The 21,529-nt window shown below is 63.9% G+C and carries 17 protein-coding genes; 6 read left to right on the forward strand and 11 right to left on the reverse strand.

Features of this window, described 5'->3' with window-relative positions; translation table 11 throughout:
* The first annotated feature begins 194 nt into the window (after window positions 1–194).
* Window positions 195–2,261: a hypothetical protein gene (locus DYI42_RS11685; protein WP_213546116.1), complete on the forward strand. Its 2,067-nt coding sequence runs from the start codon at window positions 195–197 to the stop codon at window positions 2,259–2,261.
* 287 nt (window positions 2,262–2,548) lie between these two features.
* Here the strand turns inward: DYI42_RS11685 and DYI42_RS11690 are convergent, their stop codons facing one another.
* The 6 genes from DYI42_RS11690 to DYI42_RS11715 all read right to left on the reverse strand — a co-directional run bounded on the left by DYI42_RS11690 (window position 2,549) and on the right by DYI42_RS11715 (window position 11,654).
* Window positions 2,549–3,040: a GIY-YIG nuclease family protein gene (locus DYI42_RS11690; RefSeq protein ID WP_213546117.1), complete on the reverse strand. Its 492-nt coding sequence runs from the start codon at window positions 3,038–3,040 to the stop codon at window positions 2,549–2,551.
* 1,015 nt (window positions 3,041–4,055) lie between these two features.
* On the reverse strand, window positions 4,056–5,276 hold the full coding sequence (locus DYI42_RS11695) for a four-carbon acid sugar kinase family protein (RefSeq protein WP_213546118.1): 1,221 nt from the start codon (window positions 5,274–5,276) through the stop codon (window positions 4,056–4,058).
* On the reverse strand, window positions 5,276–6,004 hold the full coding sequence (locus tag DYI42_RS11700; RefSeq protein WP_213546119.1) for a RuBisCO large subunit C-terminal-like domain-containing protein: 729 nt from the start codon (window positions 6,002–6,004) through the stop codon (window positions 5,276–5,278). The genes DYI42_RS11695 and DYI42_RS11700 overlap by 1 nt, the downstream gene beginning before the upstream one ends.
* Entirely contained in the window at window positions 6,001–6,693 is a 693-nt protein-coding gene (locus tag DYI42_RS11705) for a hypothetical protein (protein ID WP_213546120.1), read from the reverse strand. Before DYI42_RS11705 ends, DYI42_RS11700 begins: the two co-directional genes overlap by 4 nt.
* Entirely contained in the window at window positions 6,690–9,698 is a 3,009-nt protein-coding gene (locus DYI42_RS11710; protein WP_369334181.1) for a BPTD_3080 family restriction endonuclease, read from the reverse strand. The genes DYI42_RS11705 and DYI42_RS11710 overlap by 4 nt, the downstream gene beginning before the upstream one ends.
* A 936-nt stretch (window positions 9,699–10,634) precedes the next feature.
* Entirely contained in the window at window positions 10,635–11,654 is a 1,020-nt protein-coding gene (locus tag DYI42_RS11715) for an alpha/beta hydrolase family protein (protein WP_213546121.1), read from the reverse strand.
* Between the two features lie 137 nt (window positions 11,655–11,791).
* Here DYI42_RS11715 and DYI42_RS11720 point away from each other — a divergent pair, with 137 nt between their 5' ends.
* Window positions 11,792–12,784 carry a helix-turn-helix domain-containing protein gene (locus DYI42_RS11720; protein ID WP_342344648.1) on the forward strand — a complete coding sequence of 331 codons (993 nt, stop codon included), beginning with the start codon at window positions 11,792–11,794 and terminating at the stop codon, window positions 12,782–12,784.
* A gap of 24 nt (window positions 12,785–12,808) precedes the next feature.
* Here the strand turns inward: DYI42_RS11720 and DYI42_RS11725 are convergent, their stop codons facing one another.
* Window positions 12,809–13,612: a phytanoyl-CoA dioxygenase family protein gene (locus DYI42_RS11725; protein WP_213546123.1), complete on the reverse strand. Its 804-nt coding sequence runs from the start codon at window positions 13,610–13,612 to the stop codon at window positions 12,809–12,811.
* 12 nt (window positions 13,613–13,624) lie between these two features.
* Window positions 13,625–14,857 (reverse strand): urate hydroxylase PuuD, encoded by a 1,233-nt coding sequence (locus tag DYI42_RS11730; RefSeq protein WP_213546124.1) that lies wholly within the window; start codon window positions 14,855–14,857, stop codon window positions 13,625–13,627.
* Between the two features lie 99 nt (window positions 14,858–14,956).
* On the opposite strand from DYI42_RS11730, the gene DYI42_RS11735 reads away from it, so the two are divergent.
* The gene (locus DYI42_RS11735) at window positions 14,957–15,880 is read left to right on the forward strand and encodes a LysR family transcriptional regulator (RefSeq protein ID WP_213546125.1); all 924 of its coding nucleotides are present in this window, start codon (window positions 14,957–14,959) and stop codon (window positions 15,878–15,880) included.
* On the opposite strand, the gene uraH is transcribed toward DYI42_RS11735, so the two are convergent.
* Window positions 15,877–16,233: a hydroxyisourate hydrolase gene (gene uraH / locus DYI42_RS11740; RefSeq protein WP_213546126.1), complete on the reverse strand. Its 357-nt coding sequence runs from the start codon at window positions 16,231–16,233 to the stop codon at window positions 15,877–15,879. The two genes, DYI42_RS11735 and uraH, sit on opposite strands and share 4 nt — an antisense overlap.
* A gap of 144 nt (window positions 16,234–16,377) precedes the next feature.
* Here uraH and puuE point away from each other — a divergent pair, with 144 nt between their 5' ends.
* The 3 genes from puuE to DYI42_RS11755 are packed head-to-tail and all read left to right on the forward strand — an operon-like array spanning window position 16,378 to window position 19,752.
* On the forward strand, window positions 16,378–17,790 hold the full coding sequence (gene puuE / locus DYI42_RS11745) for an allantoinase PuuE (RefSeq protein ID WP_213546127.1): 1,413 nt from the start codon (window positions 16,378–16,380) through the stop codon (window positions 17,788–17,790).
* On the forward strand, window positions 17,787–18,275 hold the full coding sequence (locus DYI42_RS11750) for an ureidoglycolate lyase (protein WP_213546128.1): 489 nt from the start codon (window positions 17,787–17,789) through the stop codon (window positions 18,273–18,275). The genes puuE and DYI42_RS11750 overlap by 4 nt, the downstream gene beginning before the upstream one ends.
* Window positions 18,276–18,327: 52 nt before the next feature.
* Window positions 18,328–19,752: a uracil-xanthine permease family protein gene (locus DYI42_RS11755; protein WP_213546129.1), complete on the forward strand. Its 1,425-nt coding sequence runs from the start codon at window positions 18,328–18,330 to the stop codon at window positions 19,750–19,752.
* Between the two features lie 71 nt (window positions 19,753–19,823).
* On the opposite strand, the gene DYI42_RS11760 is transcribed toward DYI42_RS11755, so the two are convergent.
* Window positions 19,824–20,477 carry a 5-formyltetrahydrofolate cyclo-ligase gene (locus tag DYI42_RS11760; protein WP_213546130.1) on the reverse strand — a complete coding sequence of 218 codons (654 nt, stop codon included), beginning with the start codon at window positions 20,475–20,477 and terminating at the stop codon, window positions 19,824–19,826.
* Window positions 20,478–20,557: 80 nt separating this feature from the next.
* Window positions 20,558–21,523, reverse strand: coding sequence for an iminosuccinate reductase BhcD (gene bhcD, locus DYI42_RS11765; RefSeq protein WP_213546131.1), 966 nt, complete (start codon window positions 21,521–21,523; stop codon window positions 20,558–20,560).
* Window positions 21,524–21,529 lie beyond the last annotated feature (6 nt).

Raw genomic sequence — 21,529 nt, forward strand, 5'->3', positions numbered from 1 at the left:
CCTTCTCGGCGGGCTCTTTCCGCGTTCCGGGTTTCTGTCTCATCTCCACTCCTTCGCGGTTACGATGAGCCAGAAACCCTCCGTTACGAAATCAAATCAGATGTTCCAAAGGTGCTGACGGGGGACACATTGCGGGGTCGTCTGCCTCGGATGCTGCCCTGCGCTTTCGTCTGTGGTCGCGGCTGACAGAGGCCGTGGCGTTGCCGTCGGTTGCCCCCTCCCTGTCGGAGAAGTTCGCCACGCAATCGGCTTCCGCCTTCGCTGTTCGCGCCTCCGAGAGACTGACGCCCTCGATCCGCGCGCGACGCCGGAGGGTCGATCGCAAAGATTCTGACAGAGGTCTTGGCGAACTGGTCGGCGGTAAGGCCGCTGACTACTGGAAGTCGGCGAAAGCTACCGTCGTCGCGGAGCCGCCTCTGCCATTCCCCCAGATCGTGGCCGAGGAGATGCTCGCGGTCTTCTCCGACGACAAGGTTATCGAGACCACTGCGAAAGAAGCCGATCCCGAAATTGCTGAGGCGCTACGGCAAGGCCAGGCCCGGGCACGCAATGCACTTGCCGCTAGCGGCGTTTGGGGCGTCGGGGCGGCGGTCGTCGCCAATGCCGGTTTCTTGCCCTACATGCTGGCTGCACAGCTCAGCGCGATCATCCCTCTGGTCAGTGGCCCCACCCTGGTCTCGCTTCTGACGACACTCATCAACCCCGTGACGGTCTTCGTGGGCGTTGCCGCGCTTGGATGGCTTGGAATGGGGCGTGGGTCACGGGTAGTCCGCAGTCAGCTGGCTGCCCGTCTTGGGGTGCTTATGGCGGCACAAGGCACGCTGCGCAGCGCAACCGGTCTCGCCCAATTCCTCACAGACATGCGCAAGTTGGACTGCGAACCGACCGGTTCCTTCGACTGGATGCCGGCGCACGATCGCGCAGACATGCGCCGATACGTTGCCGACATAACCAGTCGCCTGGCAGGACCACTTCCCGCACCCGCAGGAGGGCCTCCGGAGCCTTGGTCTTCCAAGAAGATAACCACTGATTTTCCGGATGCAGTCGTCGCATTGGGCCTGACCGCCGGCGAAATGCTCTGGCATGCCGCAGCGCTCGACCCCAACGTCGTGGAAGCGGCCGGTTTCTCTCGCTCCGAGGATATCGGCGATCCTATGGCCTTTGCCTGCAATGCCGCCGACTACATGACCGCGGGCGCCGGATTGTCGCTGCGAGGCTACACGGCCGAGCGACTGGTCATGGACAAGCTGATCGCCGACGGTCACGACGTCCGCCTTGCCGAGGCGAGCAACACACCTGGTCTTGACCTCATCGTCGACGGGATGCCGGTCCAAGTGAAATGCGGGGCGGCGCTATCGAACTTGACCGAGCATTTCGAGAAATACCCGGACATCCCGGTGATCGCCAATGCCGCACTTGCCGAGGATGCCATGGCAGGCGGTGCGCCATGGGCGCGTCTGGTAACGACCCTTCCCGGCTTCGAAATTTCCCTGATCGAAGAGCAGATCGCAGATTCACTGGGTCATGCTGCCGATCTGGCTGATCCGGACATTCTGCAATTCGCGCTTTCCGTGGGCGTGCTTCGCGGTGGCATCGAAGTCGCCAAGGGGAGAGTCCCTGTATCCGACCTGCCAGCCTGGCTCATTCTTGATGGCGCCTCGCACGGCTTGCTCGCCTTCGCAGGCGGCAATGCCGGGGCCTGGTTCGGCCTGGTTGCGATCGGTCCCGCCGGTGCGCTCGTCCTTGGACCAGCGATCGGCGCTGCCGCTCTCCTTGGTAGCAACAACCTGAAGGGTTACGCACAGAAAAAGCTCATGGCAGACTGGAACTGTGACCTCCAACGAGCCGCAGAAGGCCTCCATGCGAGTATCATTGCGGCCATCGAGCACCGCGTCGCCCGGCTGGAAGAGAGAGCAGGCACATTTTCGTGGAATGCGCCGAGGTCTGAAATCGATGCTTGGATGGCGCGGCGCGCCCAGGATGATTTGATTGCCGCCCTAGAAGACCGTGCGAGCCTCATCTCGTTTCGCCCAGAAGGCGAGGTCGATGCAATCAATTTGCTGTTCAACGCGCGCAATATTGCGCCCGCAAATGCTGCTGTTCTGTTGCAAATTCACGAAGTCGAACAGACCATTGCCAGGAAGCCAGGCCTGAAGGCTGCCATGATCGAAACGGGGCGCCCCGCCGGCGATCTGCTACGAGCACGACTGAGTAGGCATTGGTTCAATCGCCGCCCACCGGAGGAACGTGAAGGCGATTAGTGGTCATCTGTAGCGAGAGGTAGCTGATTTCGTCCGCATGCAGTCAATCTCCGCCGGAAGTTGCGACCGGCCCGAAGCGGACCTTCGTGGTGAGCGCGACAAGCGTCCGCCGGAAGCCCAAAGTCCCGAATGCTGCGGTCTGCGCGAACTGGTAGTTTTTCCGACAAAGTGAGCATTCGCTGAAGTTGCTCCAATGGCGGCTTGTAGTGCCATGCCGGTTCTGATGAAATGGTCCCCCCCAAAAAAATCGATCGATACTTAACAATGAGAGACAGTCACCACTTGCTTCACAGGCCGCTCGGCGGCCCCCACAGACCAACCAAATGATCAACGACTGTCGGAGCAGAGGCTAGCACCCACTCGGTGCCACCGGCGCCGTAAGGCTGAAACAGGGATCTCGCCATATCCTCCTGTTTCATCGCTTCTTTGACTGAGCCAAATTCCCAAGCTGCCGCGCGTTTCAACGGCTCGGTCATGTCGGTATTGCGGCTCAGACGCTTATCCAAGTCCCGCGCGTGCCCGATCTTGCAAACGTCTGGTTGGCTGTCACGGTAATGCACATAAACAAAGCAGATAGGGTCTGGTTCGACAAAGTGCCCGGACGCAGTTTCTTCAAACAGTTCGAGCAAACTTCCGACCGTTCCTTTCTGCCTTTTTTCTAGACGCCCGGTTTCAAGAGCAATACGACATGCTTGAACAAGGGCAGCACTACGACCTTTGGTCAGTTTCAGATGTGGTGCGCCGTTCATCACAGCAACCGACTCTTTCACGCGGGCCATTTATCCTTTCTCCCTTTCCTCGGGTAAGGATCGGCACAAGGGTAGCACTCTTTATGACTTGCACAATGTCGAACAATCGTCGGATTCTTGCATTCCTGTTGATCGCTTGGAAGACAGTCCGATACGGTGAGTGGACACCGCCGAATTCCTCCCGAAGGCAGCAATGCACAGGTAGCGCCAGTTGACCGCTCGGGGACGAATGGCAGCAAAGTCCGGACATCGGTCGGTCGGGCGTCACGCGGCGGACGGCCGGTTCGAGCCCGTTTTGCCGCCTTGACCCGCGCGGAATCAAGGCGAAGCCGCCGTGCAGCGCCGTCCCGCCCCCTGGGGCGGCGCTGCACGGCTTGCGGATCAATGTCTGCTTCGTCTCGCATCCCTGACCTTCATGTCAGGAGCGGCGAACGACTGCTCTCTGCCCCTCTTGCGGTGGCGTTCACGGTTGCGGCGAAGATCGAGGATAGGCAGCGAACGTCCTTTTCGTCCCGCAACTTGGTCGCCGGTGTGGTTTTGCCGCATGTTCGCTATTCGAAGAAGCCGCCTTAGAGGGCTGCGCTATTTTGTAGGTCGTTAACCCGGGAATGGCAGCAGGAGCACCGATAGCCCAGTGGATCCCGCGGAAGTCCTAGTTAGCAGCCGCATGCGCGAGTTCGGCTCGCAATCGACTTGGGTGACGGTCGATCATGAACGAGTGCGACTGCCTAGGAGGAAAGGTTGGAGCGCCGTCAGTCGGTGGATCCCGAGGAAGCCCTATGAAATCCGAGTGAGCACCATCCGGATGCATCTCGGCGCCGGCAGTATCCGGGGGGGCAATTCTGCCTGTGATGACACAGAGGCTTTCAGAAACTCCATTGGTGGCCGAAACGAACGCGCCGCCGCTTGGGTCATTCCTCCGCGACATGTTTATCCGTCCGCCACTACCTCGCTCCGATCGCCCGGCAAGTCGTCCGCAAAAACTATCGCACTGGCCTGCCCCCTGAAAGAAGATCCTCCCTGAAGTTTGCGGTCCAGGGCGGCGTCAACGGGAAATGCTTGCTGCAAAATCTTCGAACAGATCCAAGGCACCCATCTGTCCGCCCTTCAGCATGACACGCATGCCGTTTCGCGTTCCATCAGCATGGCTCCCGGAGCAGATACATGCGCCTTGCCCCATGTCGGAGAGGTAGTCCAGGGCTGCGAATCCGAGGCGAGCGACGATGCGGCTCGAGGTATCGCCGCCGGCAAGACCAAGAGCGCGAAGCGGCTGCTGTGCCGCGACACGATCCAAAAGTTCAGCACAAGCATCGGCGAGGGCATCCGGGCTGCGATCGTAGCTGGCTTCCGGATCAAGGTGGATGAGCATTGGCTGGCTGGCATTCAGGCTGTCGGCCAGCTTGCCGGGAACTGCTGGATCATCCAACATCTCGGCTGTCAGCTGCACACGCCTGTAGGACCGGGCCGCCTTTACCTGTGCTGCGGTCACCGCAGAGCGTGACCCTGCGAAGACGAGCAGCGCACCGGATGGCGCAGGTGGCGCGGAAAAGGTCGCCTCTCTTTGCTTTGTGCCGTAGATCTCCGCGACCGAGCTCGCGCCGATCAACAGTTGTCGGCCTCCGGCCTGCCTGAGGACTTCGCCGATTTTGCCGAGATCTTCTGGGCACATCACGTCGATCAGCGCGGGGCCATCGCCGAGCCGGGCGGCAACTTCGTGCGGATCATTCAGTTCAGGCAAAGTGATCCGGGTCAACGGTCCGAGCCCTTGGGCCAAAAGGTGCCGGCCTAGGTCGGCCTCCTTCATCGGCGTGACCGGGTGACACGACATCACGGGGTGCCGGTCGATCCGGTGCACCGCGCCGTCCGGTCCCTTGGCAAAGAGCGTGCCGAAGGCGCAGTAGCGGCCAAGGCTCGGCTGGCCGCCGATCACCGCCGTCACATCGGGCTTGAACCGCTCCACGAGGTGCCGCGCCACGGCCCCGATCGAGCCGACATGCGGCGTGGAGTCGAAGGTGGAGCAGGTCTTGAAGTGCAGCACCCGCGGCGCCTCGCGGGCGATCATCGGCCAGAGCCGATCCACCACCTCCCGCGCGCGCTCCGGCGGCAGCGACCGCAGGTCGGTGGCGATGCCCAGCACGTCCAGCCCCTGCTGCGGCGCGGCCCCGCCCGTCACCAGCCGCGCGGTGAACCCACCGCGCGCGTAGGTGGCCAGGCTGTCGGAGGCCCCGGTGAAATCATCGCCCAGAAAGACGATCCCCGCGCCCATCACCGCTTGCCGAAGAAGTCGAGCGCCTCGGCCAGCGCCGGGCGGTTGGCGGCGGCTTGAGCAAGACTCTCCCCCGCCGATAACGCGGCATAGGCGTCGCGTAGAGAGGCCACGCCAGCCGCAGGCCCGCCCGGATGGGCAAGGATCCCGCCGCCGCACATGAACATCAGGTCAGCCGATCCCGCAGCCTCCAGCGCCGTGCCCAGCGTGCCGGCCCACTGGCCCGAGGAGAAGGCGGGCATCACCGCGTCATCGGTGCCCTCGGCCAGCGGCGCGAGGCAGGCGCGGGCGGCCTCCGTCACCTCTTCGGCGCTGTCCACGAACTTGCCGCCGATCCCATGCACATGCATGTGGTCGACCCCCGCCAGCCGGTAGAGCGCCTGGTAGGCCGGAAAGCCCATTCCAAGGGCCGGGTGGCGGCTCATCGCGCCAAAGCCGTTGCGGTGGCCGTGGATCGCCAGTGGCGTGTGCGCACGCAGGCTCTCCATCGCCGAAAGGCCGCACCAGTTGAGTGAGGCCATCACGCAGGTGCCACCCTTGCGGGCGAGAATGTCGGCCGAGAAGGTTTCCACCGCGACCTCGGTGCCAGTGAGCTCCAGCGGGATGCCGATGGTCTCGGAGAGGTGGTCGATGTTCTCGGCCAGCCAAGGGGTGAACTGGTGCGCCTCGTGGGCCCAGGCGTCGCGGAGGGGCAAGTCGACGAGGCGGTCGAAGCGGATGTCGGTCATGGCAGCAGGCTCTTCAGCGTTGCCTCGATCTTGCTGCCCGCCTCGTTCATTGCGTCTCGCACCTTCGGGTCTTGTGCTTGGAGGTAGGCAGCAGGAAGGAAACGGAACTTCGGGTCAGCGCTGAGCATGAGATACTTGTCGATGACCCGCTCAGCTTGGACGCTCAGATCTCGAAGATCTGCCTGGATGCTATCCGCGATGTCTCGAAACCTCAGGTCCTGCAAACGGGCGTAGTAATTCTCAGCCATGGACACTTCGGCGGCAGTTCGTGCCTTCATGGCCTTCGCGGCATAGCTGTCGAACGGTGGAAACTTGAAACCTGAGTGAAACATGCCCAGCTTCGAGAGGGCTGAATGGCAGCGTCTGGTTTGACCTCCAGTGGTTTCCCTTATCCAGATGTCTCGTGTGGTCTTGTCGGTGCTGAACTGGGCCACGAGTGACTGGTAGTCAGCCAACATGTTTTTGCCCTCAAGCTTGGGGCACGAGGGCGACCTGAAGAACGCGGCGAGAACCTCGAAGGTGCCATGCGCACGGTTGCTCGGAAGTGTTCGCGTGATCTGGAAGCCATTCGCGATCGCCCTGACCGCTTCCTTGCTCCAACCCTTGCTCTCTATGCTTTTTCGGATCGGTTCTTCCAGGCTCAGGGTCCACCTTTGGGCCTCTGAAATTGCCAGGTTCGCCAGTGTCATGCCGAAACCTTTCCCAACAAAGTATTGATCGCCGTGTCCAGCGCCGGCCCGAAGTCGTGCACTTCGCGTAGCTCCGCAAAGCCCCAGCGGCCGTAAGAACCAAGCCGGTTAACGGCGGGGATCCACTTGCCGCGCATGGTCTCTGCCTTCAGCATGGCGTCATGGCCGCGGTAGCCCTTGACCTCGACGACAAGGGTGGTCGGCTCGGGGACGTCGAGGCGGATCAGGAAGTCGGGTCGGTAGTGCCGCGGTTCGCCCTCCACCAGGTAGGGCACCTCGAATCCGAGGTTGTGGTTCTTGGCGTAGGAGAGCACCGCCGGGTGGCTCTCGATGGTGTTGGCCAGTTTGTCCTCCCAGTCGCTGTCAGTGATGATCCAGTTGAGGTGGCTCTTGTCGGGCCGGGGGGCGTAGCGGGTGGCCACCGAGGTGTTGAAGTTGACGCCGAGGGTGGAGCCCGTGGGGGCGTAGGGGTCGAGCACGGCACGCAGGATGCTTTCGCCTCCCGGCTTTTCGACCAGCGCACCGAAGATCATCTCGCAGACCTCGTCAGCCAGTTCGCGGTAGAGCAGGAGCGCGGGCTTGGTGTCGCCTTTGCAGACGAGCAGCCCCTCGGAGAGCCACTGGTTTAGGATGCGCTTCGCCGCCGGGATCAGGTGGACCTTGGGCTTTTGGTGCGCATCGCGGAGCTTCTCAAAGACCATGTGCTTGGCGACGTGGTAGGCGATGGTCGACTGGCGTGTGGTGTCGAGGTGATCGAGGTTGAGTTGCTCGCTTTCCCCAACGATGCCCTGCATGGTGATGACGGTGGCCGAGACTTTTTCTGGGGTCAGCACGTATGGCTCCATGCCGGTGAAATCGACATCCAGCCGGTCGGTCGGCAGGTCGGTCACGTAGCCCTGGACGCGAGGGAAGGTGATTTCCAGCGCGTCACGTTCGGGCGAGACGGCGCGAACGTTGATGACGTCGCGCGGCTTCTGCACCTCGGTCTTCACTGCCTGCGCCGAGAAATTGAGTCCGTCGATGCCCATGATGTCGGCGTATTCGGTTCGGAAGAGGCCGGTGTCGGGGTCCGCGTCATAGGAGAGACGGCGGAGCGCCCTACCGATGACCTGCTCGCAGATCAACTGGGTGCCGAAAGCGCGCAAACCGAGGATGTGGGTGACGTTGTTTGCGTCCCAGCCCTCTGTCAGCATGGAGACGGAGACGACGCAGCGCACCTGCTCGCCCAGCCGGCCATTCTTGCCGACGGTGTTCATCACCTCGCGCAGGATGTCAGCGTCGGTCAGCTCCTGTCCGGGGCTGCGCACCGCTTGTTCACGTCTAAACGCCTCTATCTCCTCGGCATGCGCGTCACGGAAGGCCTTGTCTATATCGCCGCCCGCTTCCAGCGTTGCGCTGTCGATCAGCACCGAGCGGGGGCGGGGCAGCCGCTCGCCGTCATCGGAGAAATTGGCGAAGAGGGGGCACTTGCCGGGAATGGTTTCCAGCGTGCCGTCAGGGTTCGCGCGCTCGTAACCGGCAAGGTAGTCGCGCAGGAGCTCCGAGTTCGTCGTGTTGTTGCATACCACGATGAAGACCGGCGGAATGCCGACGCCCTCCTGCTCCCAAGCCTTGAATGTCTTCTCGTAGTGGCCGTAGAGCGCGTCGATGGCGGTTTTCAGCGGGATGGGCAGGCTGGCGGGGTCCGGTTTCGCACCACGAGATTTCTTCGGCATCTTCTTCCCGATCGCATCCCAAAGCTTGCGATAGAGCGGCTCTGGCTCGCCGGGCAAATTATCTGCCACCGGCACGCGGGGCAGCTTGACGATGCCGCATTCGATTGCATCCATCAGCGAGAAGTCGGAGATGACCCAAGGAAAGAGCGTCCCCTCAACCCAACCGGAGCCGGATAGGAAAAAGGGGGTCGCGGACAGGTCGTAGACGATCTGCACCCCGAGCTTGCGCTTGGCGGCCTCGATGCCGGAGATCCACAGCCGAGCCGCCTCCTTGTTCTCTTCCGCCTCGCGCTTTTCGTCGCCCGTCAGTTTCTCGACGATTCCGTCGGGCCGCTCGCGGTAGCAATGATGGGCCTCGTCATTGATCACGTTGATCCGCCCTAGGCCCATGAGTTCAGGCATGACCCGTTGGAGCATCTGGCCCTCAGTTTCGAGCGTGGAGAGCGCCTCGCCATGGCCTTCCAGCGCTGAACGCGTGCCCTTGGCGAGCTGGAGCCGCTCGCGCAGCTTGAAGGCGTGGTAGTTGGTCAGCACGAGCCGCGCTTTCTGCATGTCCTGCATCAGGTCGCCGGGCACGAGGTTGAGCTTCTGGTAATAGCTGTCGGCGTCGTTGGGCTGGAGCACCCGCAAGCGGTCGCGGATGGTGATGCCCGGGGTGACGATCAGGAAGCCGCGAGAAAAGCTCTTGGAGTTTGGACTACGGACAGCGTTGAGAGTCTGCCAAGCAATGAGCATGGCCATTACCGTGGTCTTGCCGGCACCAGTGGCGAGCTTCATCGCCACGCGGAAGAGGTCGGGGTTGGCCTCTACATTGGCGGCCTCCAGCCGGGCCCGCACGCGCTTGCCACGCTCGCCAATCTTTGGCGCCACCTCGGTCATCCAGATCGCCGTTTCCACCGCTTCGAGCTGGCAAAAGAAGGGACGGATCGCCTGGGTGTCGTCCTTCTGGATTGCCCGCCAGTGTTGAAGCAGGCGTTGCGTGACAGGGCTGACCTTCCAGTCGTTCGGGTTGGGGAGGGCGCGCCAGCTGTCGACCTGCGAGCGCATCTCGTTGACGAATTCGGTGACGCTGTAGGCCATGTCACGGCCCTCGAGCCCGGCAGCGCTGAGTTCCATCTCCGCCTGCTTGCCGCCCTTCACGCTCTTTGGCTTGGGCATCGCCGAAATAAGGTCCGACCGGCGACGACGGGGCACACGGATGTCTGTCGGTCGGCCGTCGGCATCCATCTCCCAATGTTCTTCGGGAACCTTGTAAGGAGAATTGAGAATTGGTTCTTCGAAAAACGACATACCTGCCCCCAGCACATTTTTTGATCACCTAATCAGAGGGGCAAGAAGCTGGCAACTGTTTGGGTTGGGTCTTCGGACCTGGGACTCAGTGTTTCGAACGCCTCTAGCGCCCCGTAGACAGGAAGTATGTCCTCGCCCGCATCAAGGCATTTCGGTGAAGATTGGCCGCCGTCATTACTAGCCGATAAGGAAGCCAGCCCAGCATGAAGACCCCGAGCCTTTTTCGCTCTCATCCCTAGACAGCGTCGCGTTTCATTGCCGCGGTAGACAGTGCTCCTAGGTTCATTGAACCTCACAGCTCAAGTTCGATGCCGAATACTTTGGCGAAACTCCCAGATAAACAGAGCGCCTTTCACTAAAAATCAATACCTTGGCGGTGGCCTTCAAACTTCGGGAGGCAGGGGTCGGAGGTTCGAATCCTCTCACTCCGACCAATTCATCAAAACATCGCCCTGCATGGATGTGTCCTTCGGGACAGCACCCTCGCTTCTGTCCGGGCTTTCTCTTGTTAAGCGATCTGTTGCGACCGCTGATGCGGAAGTCTGCACTGCGGGACGAAGCAGACACTGATCCGCAAGCCGTGCAGCGCCGTCCCGCGGGGTGGCGCCCGACCTGATGAGCGGCGCGCTTTATGGTAGCCAAGCACCTTCTTCCCTGGGAGCTCAGCGCCAACGGCAGCCAAGCGCCGCCCCAGGGGGCGGGACGGCGCTGCGCGGCGGCTTCGCCTTGATTCCGCGCGGGTCCAGGCGGCAAAACGGGCTCAAACCGCACCTTCGCCGCAAGGTGCATTGATGACCGCATTGCGGGGCAAAACGAGCTTTTGGTTACCGTGTCCCGGCGGCGGCTTCAGGGCCGCTTCGGGACAAGGCGCACCAACGAGAAGACGGTAACCCTTCCGCCGGCGTTCCACGGAAGGGTTACCTCAGATCAAGGCGCCTACAGGTTCAGGAACTGCGCGATCGCCTCCACAGACGCTGCGTGCGCCCTGCCGCGGTCCCAGTCTTCGGGATCGTCGCAGATCGGATCTTCCCCCTCTTCGATCAGCAGCTGCGCGGCATTCGCCTTGCAAACTGGCAGGAACGAGTAGTGCCAGGCATTGGGGATCACCGAGTGCTCTACATTCGGCAACATGTCGATCAGCCCACTGCCCTCTGTACGGACATCCGTGGCGAACCACGGAAAATCGTCGCCCAGGGACACCACCTGCACCGGGACGTCGATCTCCAACGCGCTCTCGGGCGTCGCAGCATAGGTAAAGCCCGGATCGACGGCGACGATCGAGGTGAAGCGGGGGTCCGACATATCGGCCGAGAATTCCGGCGGCAGGTTGTTGAAGTCGACTCCGCCACGCATCAGGAACAGGCAGTCCTGCGCGGCCTCGCCGAACCTGTCGCAGTAGTCCCGGTAAGCGTCAGGATCGAGACGCAGACCAGCAAGGCCCATCACCGTGGACCCGCCGAGCGAGAAGCCGAGGGCCGTGATCCGGCTACGGTCGATATGCTGCGCGATCTCCGGATCGCTCAGGACATGGTCGAGCGCCGCCCCCAGATCCGCCGCGCGCTCCGACAGGCGCACGGTTCTGCGCGGAGAGCTGTCGCCGGTCGTTGTCCCAGGGTGGTTCATCACCACAACCATCGCGCCACGCTCGGCCAGCCCGGCGGCCAACCAGGCGGTGCCGTCGATGCTGCTGCCGGACCCATGCGACACGATGATCAGCGGCAGCTTCCCATCGGGAAACGCCGCGCCGACATAAGCCGCAACCGGCTCGAAGATCAGGCTGTCGACCACAGGGACCACATAGGTCTCCCGACCGACGGGATACCAGATACCGGCCGCGATGGGCCCAGACCGATGGTCGGCCCGGACATCGAAGCGGTCGAAGCCGACGCTCGGCTGCGCGGGCGCCGGGCCAGCGAGCAAACAAGCGAGGGCGGCAATGGAAAGCAGGCGTGTCATCTCGGGTCTCCTTGGTTCGGATGATGGCCCCAGGTGCCACGTCTCGGCGCTGTCCCGCGTCCTGAAACCGGTTTCAGGTCGTGCGAAACCGGATCCTGGTCTATTCGACCCCCATGTTGACGCTCCCGATTCCACTCGTGGTCGCCCTGATCCTGGGCTTTCTGGCCTTGCGCCACGCACTGGCCGGCGACCGCTCAATCCTGTTTCTGGTGCTTCTGGCGACCTGCGGGGTGCAGGCCCTGGTGATCTCGCTGACGCAGCACTACGGGCTGTCCCTGCTTTGGCCCATCCAACTGGGCACCGCCGTTGCGATGCCGCCGCTGGCGTGGCTGACATTCCAGTCTGCTGCCCTGCGACCGCTCGACCGAAAAAGAGACTGGCTTCACCTGCTTGGGCCCGCTTTCACCGCCTTCTGCTCTGTCTTTGCCCCGGCAACACTGGACGTGGTGCTGCCGGCACTCTTCGCCGGCTACGGCGCGGCGATCCTGGTCGCTCTCCGGATCGACGAAGCTCTGCCGCTCGCCCGGCTCGGCGCCGGGCCACGACCGGCACGGATCTGGAAGGCCGTTGGTCTGCTTCTTATTCTCTCGGCACTTTCGGATGTCCTGATCGCCGTTGCTCTTCGGCTCGGGCATGTCGAGTGGCGACCGCTGATCATAAGCATGTTCACGTCCCTCACGCTGCTCGGCGTCGGCCTTCTGTCGCTCTCACGCGACGCGGATGGCACGGGTGACGAAAGTTCGGACGAAGACGACCCGGGCGCCACCGCGCCGAAAGCGCCCCGCCCTTCGGAGCAAGATGCGGAGCTGATCGCGCGCCTTGATGCGCTGATGCAGAAAGATCGCCCGCATCTTGACGCCGACCTCACGCTGGCCCGCCTCGCGCGGCGGCTGCATGTGCCGATCAAGCAGCTTTCGGCCGCGATCAATCGGGCAAAGGGCGAGAACGTCTCAAGATATGTGAACGGGTTTCGCGTTCGCAACGCCTGCGCACTCATGGAGGGCGGCGAGACCATCACCGAGGCCATGCTCGGCAGCGGGTTCAACACGAAATCGAACTTCAACCGCGAATTTGCGCGCGTGACCGGGCAGTCGCCCTCTGCATTCCTTCGTAGCGTGCAAAAAGGTTAGCGCCGGGATCGCGCTTTGGCGGCCTCAGCCCGCGCGCCTGAACAGCACCGGGAACCAGTCGTCCCGCAGCCTCTCGCCTGGCTTCATGCCGTGGCCGGGAAAGGGCGGCGATGTGCGGCCGGGGCGCTCCACGTAGCGCGCGTCATCGCCGACCATCCGCAGCGAGAAGGCGCGGCGGCGCAGGCTGGTGGTGTTGCCGCGCGCGCCGTGCAGGATCATGAAGTTGAAGGCCACGGCGTCGCCCGGCTCCATCTCGTATTCCCTGATGTCCATGCCTTCGGCCTCCGGGTCGGGCACCGGCATGTAATCTTCCTCGTTCGGGTAGAAGCTGGTTTCGGCCAGCCAGCGCGTGGGCAGCACCGGGCGGGGCCACCTGTGCGAGCCCACCACGCAACGCAGCGAGGCTTCGCGCACCGGATCGAGCGGCGACCAGAAGCTGACGGTCTGCGCCCCCTCGACGAAGTAGTAGGGGCCATCCTGGTGCCAGGGGGTGGGCTTTGATGTGCCCGGCTCCTTGACCAGCACATGATCGTGGAAGAGCTGCGCACTGTCCGAATGCATCAGGTCGGCGGCCACTTCCGCCGCGGGCGAGGCCTTGATGGCCGCCTCGAAGGCGGGGATGCGCGACCAGTTGCAATAATCGTCGAAGAAGCGCCCGCCCTCGCCCTCCTTCAGGTTCTCCGCGGCATAGGGGCCGGGCTCGGCCATGTTCTGCTCCACGCCCGCACGCAACTGCGCGACCTGATCGGCAAAGAGCCCGCGCACCAACACGACACCGTCGCGCTGGTAGGCCTCGATCTCGGCGTCGGTCAGCAGGGGATGGGGCATGGGCGTAGCTCGTCAGTTGCTCTTCGCGTCGCGATACCATGCCACGATCTGCGCCCGCGCCTCCGGGTCCATCTGGATGGCGTTGGGCGGCGGCATGGCATGGCTGCGACCGGCCTGAAGATAGACTTCTTCGGCGTGGCGGGCCACATCTGCCTCGGTTTCCAGCACCACGCCCTTGGGTGCCCAGTGCAGCCCGTCCCACGAGGGTTCGCGCGCGTGGCACATCGAGCAGTTGCCGACGACCGCGTAGAAGGCGTCCTCGAAACCCGCGGCCTGGGTGAACTTCTGCTCGTAGGGGCTGAGCGCGCGGGCCTCTGCCTCCTCGTAGGTTTCGCCGCCGCCGGCGGTGGAGAGCCAGGCGATCACCACCATGAGCAGAGCCGTTGCGGCCCACGTCCAATGCGGGCCCTTTCCGGTGCGGTGCATGGTGTTGAAGTAGTGGCGGATGGTCACGCCGGTGAGGAAGATCAGGCTGGCGATGATCCAGTTGTACTCGGTGGCAAAGGCCAGCGGGTAGTGGTTGGACAGCATCAGGAAGACGACCGGCAGCGTAAGGTAGTTGTTGTGGGTCGAGCGCAGCTTGGCGATCTTGCCATACTTGGCATCCGGCGTGCGGCCCGCCTTCAGGTCGGCCACCACGATGCGCTGGTTGGGCATGATCTGGAAGAAGACGTTGCCCGTCATGATCGTGGCGGTGAAGGCCCCGAGGTGCAGCAGCGCGGCCCGGCCGGTGAAGATCTGGTTGTAGCCCCACGCCATGATGACGAGCATCGCGAAGAGCAGGAGCATCAGCAGTGTGGGCGTTTCGCCCAGCTTGGACTTGCAGAGAAAGTCGTAAATGAGCCAGCCAATGGTAAGGGAGAGGCCCGAAATCACGATGCCCTGCCAGAGCGCCAGCTCGGCCTTCGTCGGATCGAGCAGAAACAGCTCGCCGCCCACCCAGTAGACGATCATCAGCAGCGCCGCGCCCGAGATCCACGTCATGTAGCTTTGCCATTTGTGCCATGTCAGGTGCTCGGGCATCTCGGCGGGGGCGACGAGGTATTTCACCGTGTGGTAGAACCCGCCGCCGTGCACCTCCCACTCTTCGCCATGGGCGCCCTCCGGCAGGGCGGTGTTGGGCTTCAGCATCAGGTCGAGCGCGATGAAGTAGAAGGAGGCGCCGATCCAGGCCATCGCGGTGATGACGTGCAGCCACCGGACAGAAAAGGCGATCCAGTCCCAGATTACCGCCAAGTCGAACATCTCATTACTCCCGCTGCTGTGCTGTCAGGGATACTAGCTTGGTTACCGTTATTCGGGTATTGCTTGGTAAAGCCAAGCAGTATCAAAATATGCCGAACAATGTCCTATCTCGATAACGTCCGCACCTTCGTTCGTGTCTACGAATTGGGCAGCATGTCCGCCGCAGGGCGCGATTTGCGAATATCCCCGGCAGTCACCTCCTCCCGAATCGGGCAGCTCGAAGAGCATCTGGGCGTCAGGCTATTTCAGCGCACCACCAGATCCCTTGCGCCAACCGAGCACGGCAAGGTGTTTTACCGCAAGGCCACCGAGATCCTCGATGCGGTGGCCAGTGCCGAGGCCGAGGTGGCCAACCTCACCGACAACCCCAGGGGCTCGCTCTTCGTGGCCGCACCGCTGGGCGTGGGGCGGCGGCTCATCGCGCCGCGTGTGCCCGAATTCCTGGCGCTTTACCCCGAAATCAGCGTGCGGCTCCGCCTCACCGACAGGAAGGTGGACCTCGCCACCGAAGGGCTCGACCTGGCGTTCTTCCTTGGCCAACCGGAAGACAGCAACCTGAAGATCCGCAAGATCGCCGATGTGCAGCGGGTGCTGTGCGCCTCCCCCGGCTACGTCGAGGCCCGTGGCATGCCCGAAACGGGCGAAGACCTGCTGGGTGGCGCGCATGAGTGCCTCAGCCTGCGCTACCCCGGGGCCACAGAGTTCCAATGGAACCTCATCACCGCGGACGGCCCAAAGCGATTCCGCGTCACCGGGCGCTACGAATGCGACGATGCCGACGTGCTGACGGATTGGGCGCTCGCCGGCCATGGCATTGCCCTGCGCCCCGTCTTCGCCGTCTCGGAGCACCTGAATTCCGGCGCACTGGTGCCGGTGGCCACAGCCACCCCGCCGGAACCCATCCAGATGGCCTGCCTCTTCACCCATCGGCGCGGGCAGGATCCGAAGGCCCGGCTTTTCATGGAATTCATGGTCGAGCGGATCACCGCCGCAGTGCGCGAGACCCTGCCCGCCGCGTCCTAGCTGCCGCGATAGGTGCTCATCCCGTAGGGAGCGAGCAGCAGCGGCACATGATAATGCGCATCCGGCTCCGACATGCCAAAGCGGATCGGCACCTGATCGAGAAACAACACCTCGCCTTCCGTCTGGCCGGTGCGCCGCAGGTAGTCACCCGCGAAGAAAACAAGCTCGTAGGTGCCGGGCTTGAAGGCCTCGGCAGGCAGAATCGGGCTGTCGGTGCGCCCGTCTGCATTTGTCACGGTCTCGGCGACCTTCTTGTGGGAGTTGCCCGCAACCCGGTAGAGCGCGATGGGGATGCCCTCCGCCGGGCAGCCGCGCGCGGTGTCGAGGACGTGTGTGGTCAGGTATCCGGTCATGAGAGCCTCGCTTCGTGGTGCCCCTGTCTATGCCGGGCAAGGCCGCCGGAGTGAAGGCGGGCCCGCCTGAGAGTGCTTCAATTCAATTTTGATAATTCCGCAGACTGTTTTGGTTTATGAGGGTATCGAACAGGAGGACTGCACTTGAATCGTTACCCTCGTGATCTTTCGGGATACGGCGACACCCCGCCCGCCGCGCCATGGCCCGGCGGGGCCAAGATCGCCGTGCAGATCGTGCTGAACTACGAGGAGGGCGGCGAGAACAACATCCTGCATGGCGATGCCGCCTCCGAGGCCTTCCTGAGCGAGATCACCGGCGCCCAGCCATGGCCCGGCCAGCGGCACTGGAACATGGAGTCGATCTACGAATACGGCAGCCGCGCCGGGTTCTGGCGGGTGCATCGGCTGCTCTCGGGCCTGCCCGTCACCGTCTACGGCGTTGCCACCGCACTGGCCCGCGCCCCGCGCCAACTCAAGGCGATGAAGGCGGCGGGCTGGGAAATTGCCAGCCACGGGCTGAAGTGGGTCGAGCACAAGGACATGCCCGTGGAGGAGGAGCGCGCCCAGATCCGCGAGGCGATCCGCCTGCACACCGAGGTGGTCGGCACCCCGCCGCGCGGCTGGTACACGGGGCGCTGCTCGATGAACACGGTCGGCCTCGCCGCCGAAGAGGGCGACTTCGCCTATATCGCCGACAGCTACGCCGACGACCTGCCCTATTGGGTGCGCGCGGGCGGGAAGGATCAGCTCATCGTGCCCTACACCATGGATTGCAATGACATGCGCTTCGCGATCCAGGCCGGTTACACCAATGGCGACCAGTTCGAGAGCTACCTGCGTGACAGCTTCGACATGCTCTATGCCGAGGGTGCGGCGGGCGCGCCCAAGATGCTCTCCATCGGTCTGCACTGCCGCCTTGCCGGGCGGCCGGGCCGCGCCACCGCCCTGAAGCGGGCGCTGGACTACATGCGCGGGCACGAGGGCGTCTGGTTTGCCACCCGCGAAGAGATTGCCGACCATTGGGCCGCCGCGCATCCGCCCGCAACCGGGCTGCGCCCGTCGCAGATGGATATGGAGCGCTTCGTGGAGGCCTTCGGCGGCATCTTCGAGCATTCCGCCTGGATTGCCGAAGCGGCCCATGCGCAGGAGCTGGGGCCGCACAGCGACGATGCGGCGGGGATGCACAATGCGCTGGCCCGCGTCTTCCGCTCCGCCACCGAAGAGCAGCGCCTCGGTGTGCTCACCGCCCACCCCGACCTGGCCGGAAAGCTGGCCGCGGCGGGGCGGCTGACCGCAGAGAGCAGCGCTGAACAGGCGGGCGCAGGGCTCGACATGCTCACCGACGAAGAGCGCACCAGCTTTACGGCGCTGAACACGCGCTACACCGAGAAACACGGCTTTCCCTTCATCATCGCTGTGAAGGACAACACCAAGGCCAGCATCCTCGATGCCTTCCACCGCCGGATCGACAACAGCCGCGAGGCCGAGTTTGCCGAGGCCTGCCGACAGGTGGAACGGATTGCAGAACTGCGCCTGATCGAGAAGCTGGGCGCATGAAAAACCAAATCGAGATAGAACCGCTCACGGCAGAAGCCTTCGCCCCTTTCGGCGAGGTGCTCGATGCCTCCGGCACCCCCGACAAGCTGATCAACCAGGGCCTCTGCGGGCGTTACCATGACCGCGCCACGCTCGACTTCACCGAAGGCGGGCGGGCCGGCATCAGCCTCTTCAAGGCCGAGCTGCGCGCCCTGCCCTACCGGCTGGAGATGATGGAGCGCCACCCGCTGGGCAGCCAGGCCTTTCTGCCGATGTCGATGGACCCGTTTCTGGTGATCGTCGCTCACGATGACGCCGGAAAACCGGGCACACCCCGCGCTTTCCGCACCGAAGCCGGGCAGGGCATCAATTTTTACCGCAACACGTGGCACGGGGTTTTGACCCCGCTGACCGGACCAGGCCTCTTTGCGGTTATCGACCGCATCGGTGAGGGCGACAACCTGGAGGAGCACTGGTTCAGCGTGCCGTTTGACATAGCCACTTGAATGGGCCGCCGGAGGAGGAGCCGGCACCCGCAAACCCAGGGAGGGACAGACCATGGCCGATGCATCCATCGGAACGCCGGAGCAGCTACGCGACCCGGATTATACGCCGCCGCTGATCAAGGCGGTGCCGCTCGGCATTCAGCACGTTCTAGCGATGTTCGTCTCCAACGTGACCCCGGCGATCATCGTCTGCGGCGCGGCGGGGTTCGGCTTCGGCTCGAACAGCCCGGACTTTCCGCAGATGATCTACATGATCCAGATGTCGATGTTCTTCGCCGGGATCGCCACCCTGTTCCAGTCCATCGGTGTTGGCCCCGTAGGCGCGCGGCTGCCCATCGTTCAGGGCACGTCCTTCGCCTTCATCCCGATCATGATTCCGCTGGTGGCGGGCAAGGGCGTGGACGCCGTTGCCGTGCTGATGGGCGGCATCCTTGTGGGCGGCCTGTTTCATGCCTGCCTCGGCCTCTTCATCGGCAAGATCCGCTTTGCGCTGCCGCCGCTGGTCACCGGTCTCGTCGTCACCATGATCGGCCTCGCGCTGGTGAAGGTGGGCATCCAATATGCCGCCGGGGGCGTGCCCGCTATCGGCACCGAAGAATACGGCTCCGGCCTCAATTGGCTCATGGCCGGCACCGTCATCGTGGTGACGTTGGGGCTCAAATTCTTTGCCCGCGGGATGCTCTCGGTTTCCGCCGTACTGGTGGGCCTGCTGGTGGGTTACGCGCTCGCCTTCGCACTGGGGCAAGTGAACCTCGGCAACGTCGGCAATGCCGCCGTCTTCGCCCTGCCCAACCCGCTGCACTTCGGTCTGGAGTTCTCGGTAGCCGCCATCGTCGGCTTCTGCCTCATGTCCTTCGTCTCCGCCGTTGAAACGGTGGGCGACGTGAGCGGGATCACCAAGGGCGGTGCAGGCCGTGAGGCCACCGACAAGGAGATCCAGGGCGCGACCTTTGCCGACGGCATCGGCACCGCGATCTCCGGCCTCTTCGGCGCCCTGCCCAACACCTCTTTCAGCCAGAACGTGGGCCTCATCGCCATGACCGGTGTGATGAGCCGCGCGGTGGTGACCATCGGTGCGGTCTTCCTGATCCTCTGCGGCCTCCTGCCCAAGATCGGCGCAATCATCTCCTCGGTGCCGATCGAGGTGCTGGGCGGCGGCGTGATCGTGATGTTCGGCATGGTCGTGGCGGCTGGCGTCTCGATGCTCTCGGACGTCGACTGGAACCGCCGCAACATGGTGATCTTCGCCATCGCGCTCTCGCTGGGCCTCGGCCTGCAACTGGAGCCGGGCGCGCTGCAATACCTGCCCTCCACGGTGAAGGTGCTGGCCACCTCCGGCATCCTGCCCGCCGCGCTCATCGCCATCGTGCTCAACCTCATCCTGCCGCACGAGCTGGCGAGCGAGGCGACGGAAGAGGTCTCGGGCGGCATGTCGGGCCACGCCAAGGGCTCGTTCAAGAAAGACACCCCGGCCTGATCCGGCGGGACGAATGCAGACAACGGCGGCGCCTTCGGGCGCCGTCTTTCGTTGTGCTCTGCCGCTAGTGGTCAGCGTAGCAGATGAGTGCCGTCCGACAGCAGCGCCTCGTCCATCGGCACATCCCATGGCATGGGAAATATCGTCTCAATCCGGCACCCGGAGAAGCCCACGCCAATGACCTTCGGGCGCGGCTCCAGCGCAGCAAGCGTGCGATCATAGTAACCGCCGCCATTGCCCAACCGGTAGAGCGCGTCATCGATGCCCACCAGCGGAGAAATCACCAGGTCCGGTGTGTCTGCGGCGGCGCCGTCAGGCACCGGGATGTTCCAGATGCCGCGCTTCATGGCGCAGCCGGGGGACCATAGGTGAAACTCCAGCGGATGATCCCTCGCAACCACCACAGGCAGCAACACGCGGGCGCCCCGTGCATGGGCCGAAGCCATCCAGCCGCGCAGATCGGGCTCGCCCCGGATCGGCCAGTAGACGGCAATCCGCTGGCCAGGCTGTGGTTCAACGTGGGTATTCAGCGCCTCGACGAGGCTCTCGGTCGCGGCCTGACGTGCCTCCGAGGGCATACGGCGCACCCCCAGCAGGCGCACCCGCTCCGCCTTGCGGAACCGGGCCACATCTCGGGCTTGCTGCGGGTCGATGCTCTCGCCACCAATCACCTGATGCGCAAAGCAGGGCGCGTCACCGCCGCGCGTATCGTTCTCATCGTCCATGGCAGGCCTCCCATCTCAGCCTGCGCCCGATCCGAGGAAGCTGCAATGGGAGGGGTGTAGGCCCTGCGGACCGGAGACGCCTAGAAATCCACCTCGATGGCCACGCCGCGCTCCACCGCAAGCTCCACCACCGCCGCCGCGACAGCCAGATCCTGCAAGCCAACGCCGGTGCCGTCGAAGAGGGTGATCTCTTCTGCCGAGCTGCGGCCCGGGTGGGTGCCGTTGATGACGGCACCGATCTGGGTGATATCGGCCTCGCCGACCAACCCCGCGGCCACCGCATGCTGCGCTTCCCCGATGGAAACCGATTGCGCCACCTCATCGGTGAACACCGAGGCGCGGGCCAGCAGCGCGGCCTCCACCTCCTGCTTGCCCTTGGTGTCCGTGCCCATGCAGGCCACATGGGTGCCGGGCGACACGTGGTCGGCCATCAGCGAGGGCGCGAAGGCGGAGGTGATCGAGATGATCACATCGGCCTCTGCCATGCCTGGCAGTTCAGCAGCCTCGAAGGGCACGCCCGCCGCCTCGGCGACCTCGGCGATGTTGGGCAACATCTCCGGGTGGTAGTTCCACCCGATGACCTTTTCGAAGCGGCGCTGCTCCAGCGCGGCCCGCAACTGGAACGTCGCCTGATGCCCCGCGCCGATCATGCCCAGCACCTTCGCATCGTCCCGCGCCAGGTGCTTGATCGACACCGAAGAGGCCGCCGCCGTGCGCAGGGCCGTCAGCAGGTTGCCGCCCACCATGGCAGAGGGCATTCCGGTGTCGGGGTCGAACAGGAAGACGGTGGACTGGTGGTTGATGAGCCCGCGCTTGTCGAGGTTGTTCGGCCAGTAGCCCCCGGCCTTCAGCCCCAGCGTCGCCCCGGCGCGGTCAAACCCGCCCTTGAAGCCATAGAGCGCATCCTCATGGCCAATAGCCTCGCGCACCACCGGAAAGTTATAGGCCTCGTCGCGCGCCATGGCGGCAAACACCTTTTCCACGGCGCCAAAGGCCGCCTCGCGGGTCATCAGGTTGGCGATTTCGCGTTCGGGGACAATCAGCATCCCATG

Origin of the sequence: Vannielia litorea (assembly GCF_018424695.1) — a bacterium.
Taxonomy (GTDB): Bacteria; Pseudomonadota; Alphaproteobacteria; order Rhodobacterales; family Rhodobacteraceae; genus Vannielia; species Vannielia litorea_A.

Excerpts from the sequence above, each read along its gene's own strand:
- DYI42_RS11725 (WP_213546123.1), bottom strand. The coding sequence starts at position 13,612 with ATGCCCCATCCCCTGCTGACCGACGCCGAGATCGAGGCCTACCAGCGC.
- bhcD (WP_213546131.1), bottom strand. The coding sequence starts at position 21,523 with ATGCTGATTGTCCCCGAACGCGAAATCGCCAACCTGATGACCCGCGAG.
- DYI42_RS11695 (WP_213546118.1), bottom strand. The coding sequence starts at position 5,276 with ATGGGCGCGGGGATCGTCTTTCTGGGCGATGATTTCACCGGGGCCTCC.
- DYI42_RS11755 (WP_213546129.1), top strand. The coding sequence starts at position 18,328 with ATGGCCGATGCATCCATCGGAACGCCGGAGCAGCTACGCGACCCGGAT.
- DYI42_RS11730 (WP_213546124.1), bottom strand. The coding sequence starts at position 14,857 with ATGTTCGACTTGGCGGTAATCTGGGACTGGATCGCCTTTTCTGTCCGG.
- DYI42_RS11715 (WP_213546121.1), bottom strand. The coding sequence starts at position 11,654 with ATGACACGCCTGCTTTCCATTGCCGCCCTCGCTTGTTTGCTCGCTGGC.
- DYI42_RS11760 (WP_213546130.1), bottom strand. The coding sequence starts at position 20,477 with ATGGACGATGAGAACGATACGCGCGGCGGTGACGCGCCCTGCTTTGCG.
- DYI42_RS11705 (WP_213546120.1), bottom strand. The coding sequence starts at position 6,693 with ATGACACTGGCGAACCTGGCAATTTCAGAGGCCCAAAGGTGGACCCTG.
- DYI42_RS11750 (WP_213546128.1), top strand. The coding sequence starts at position 17,787 with ATGAAAAACCAAATCGAGATAGAACCGCTCACGGCAGAAGCCTTCGCC.
- DYI42_RS11690 (WP_213546117.1), bottom strand. The coding sequence starts at position 3,040 with ATGGCCCGCGTGAAAGAGTCGGTTGCTGTGATGAACGGCGCACCACAT.
- DYI42_RS11710 (WP_369334181.1), bottom strand. The coding sequence starts at position 9,698 with ATGTCGTTTTTCGAAGAACCAATTCTCAATTCTCCTTACAAGGTTCCC.
- DYI42_RS11735 (WP_213546125.1), top strand. The coding sequence starts at position 14,957 with ATGTCCTATCTCGATAACGTCCGCACCTTCGTTCGTGTCTACGAATTG.
- DYI42_RS11700 (WP_213546119.1), bottom strand. The coding sequence starts at position 6,004 with ATGACCGACATCCGCTTCGACCGCCTCGTCGACTTGCCCCTCCGCGAC.
- uraH (WP_213546126.1), bottom strand. The coding sequence starts at position 16,233 with ATGACCGGATACCTGACCACACACGTCCTCGACACCGCGCGCGGCTGC.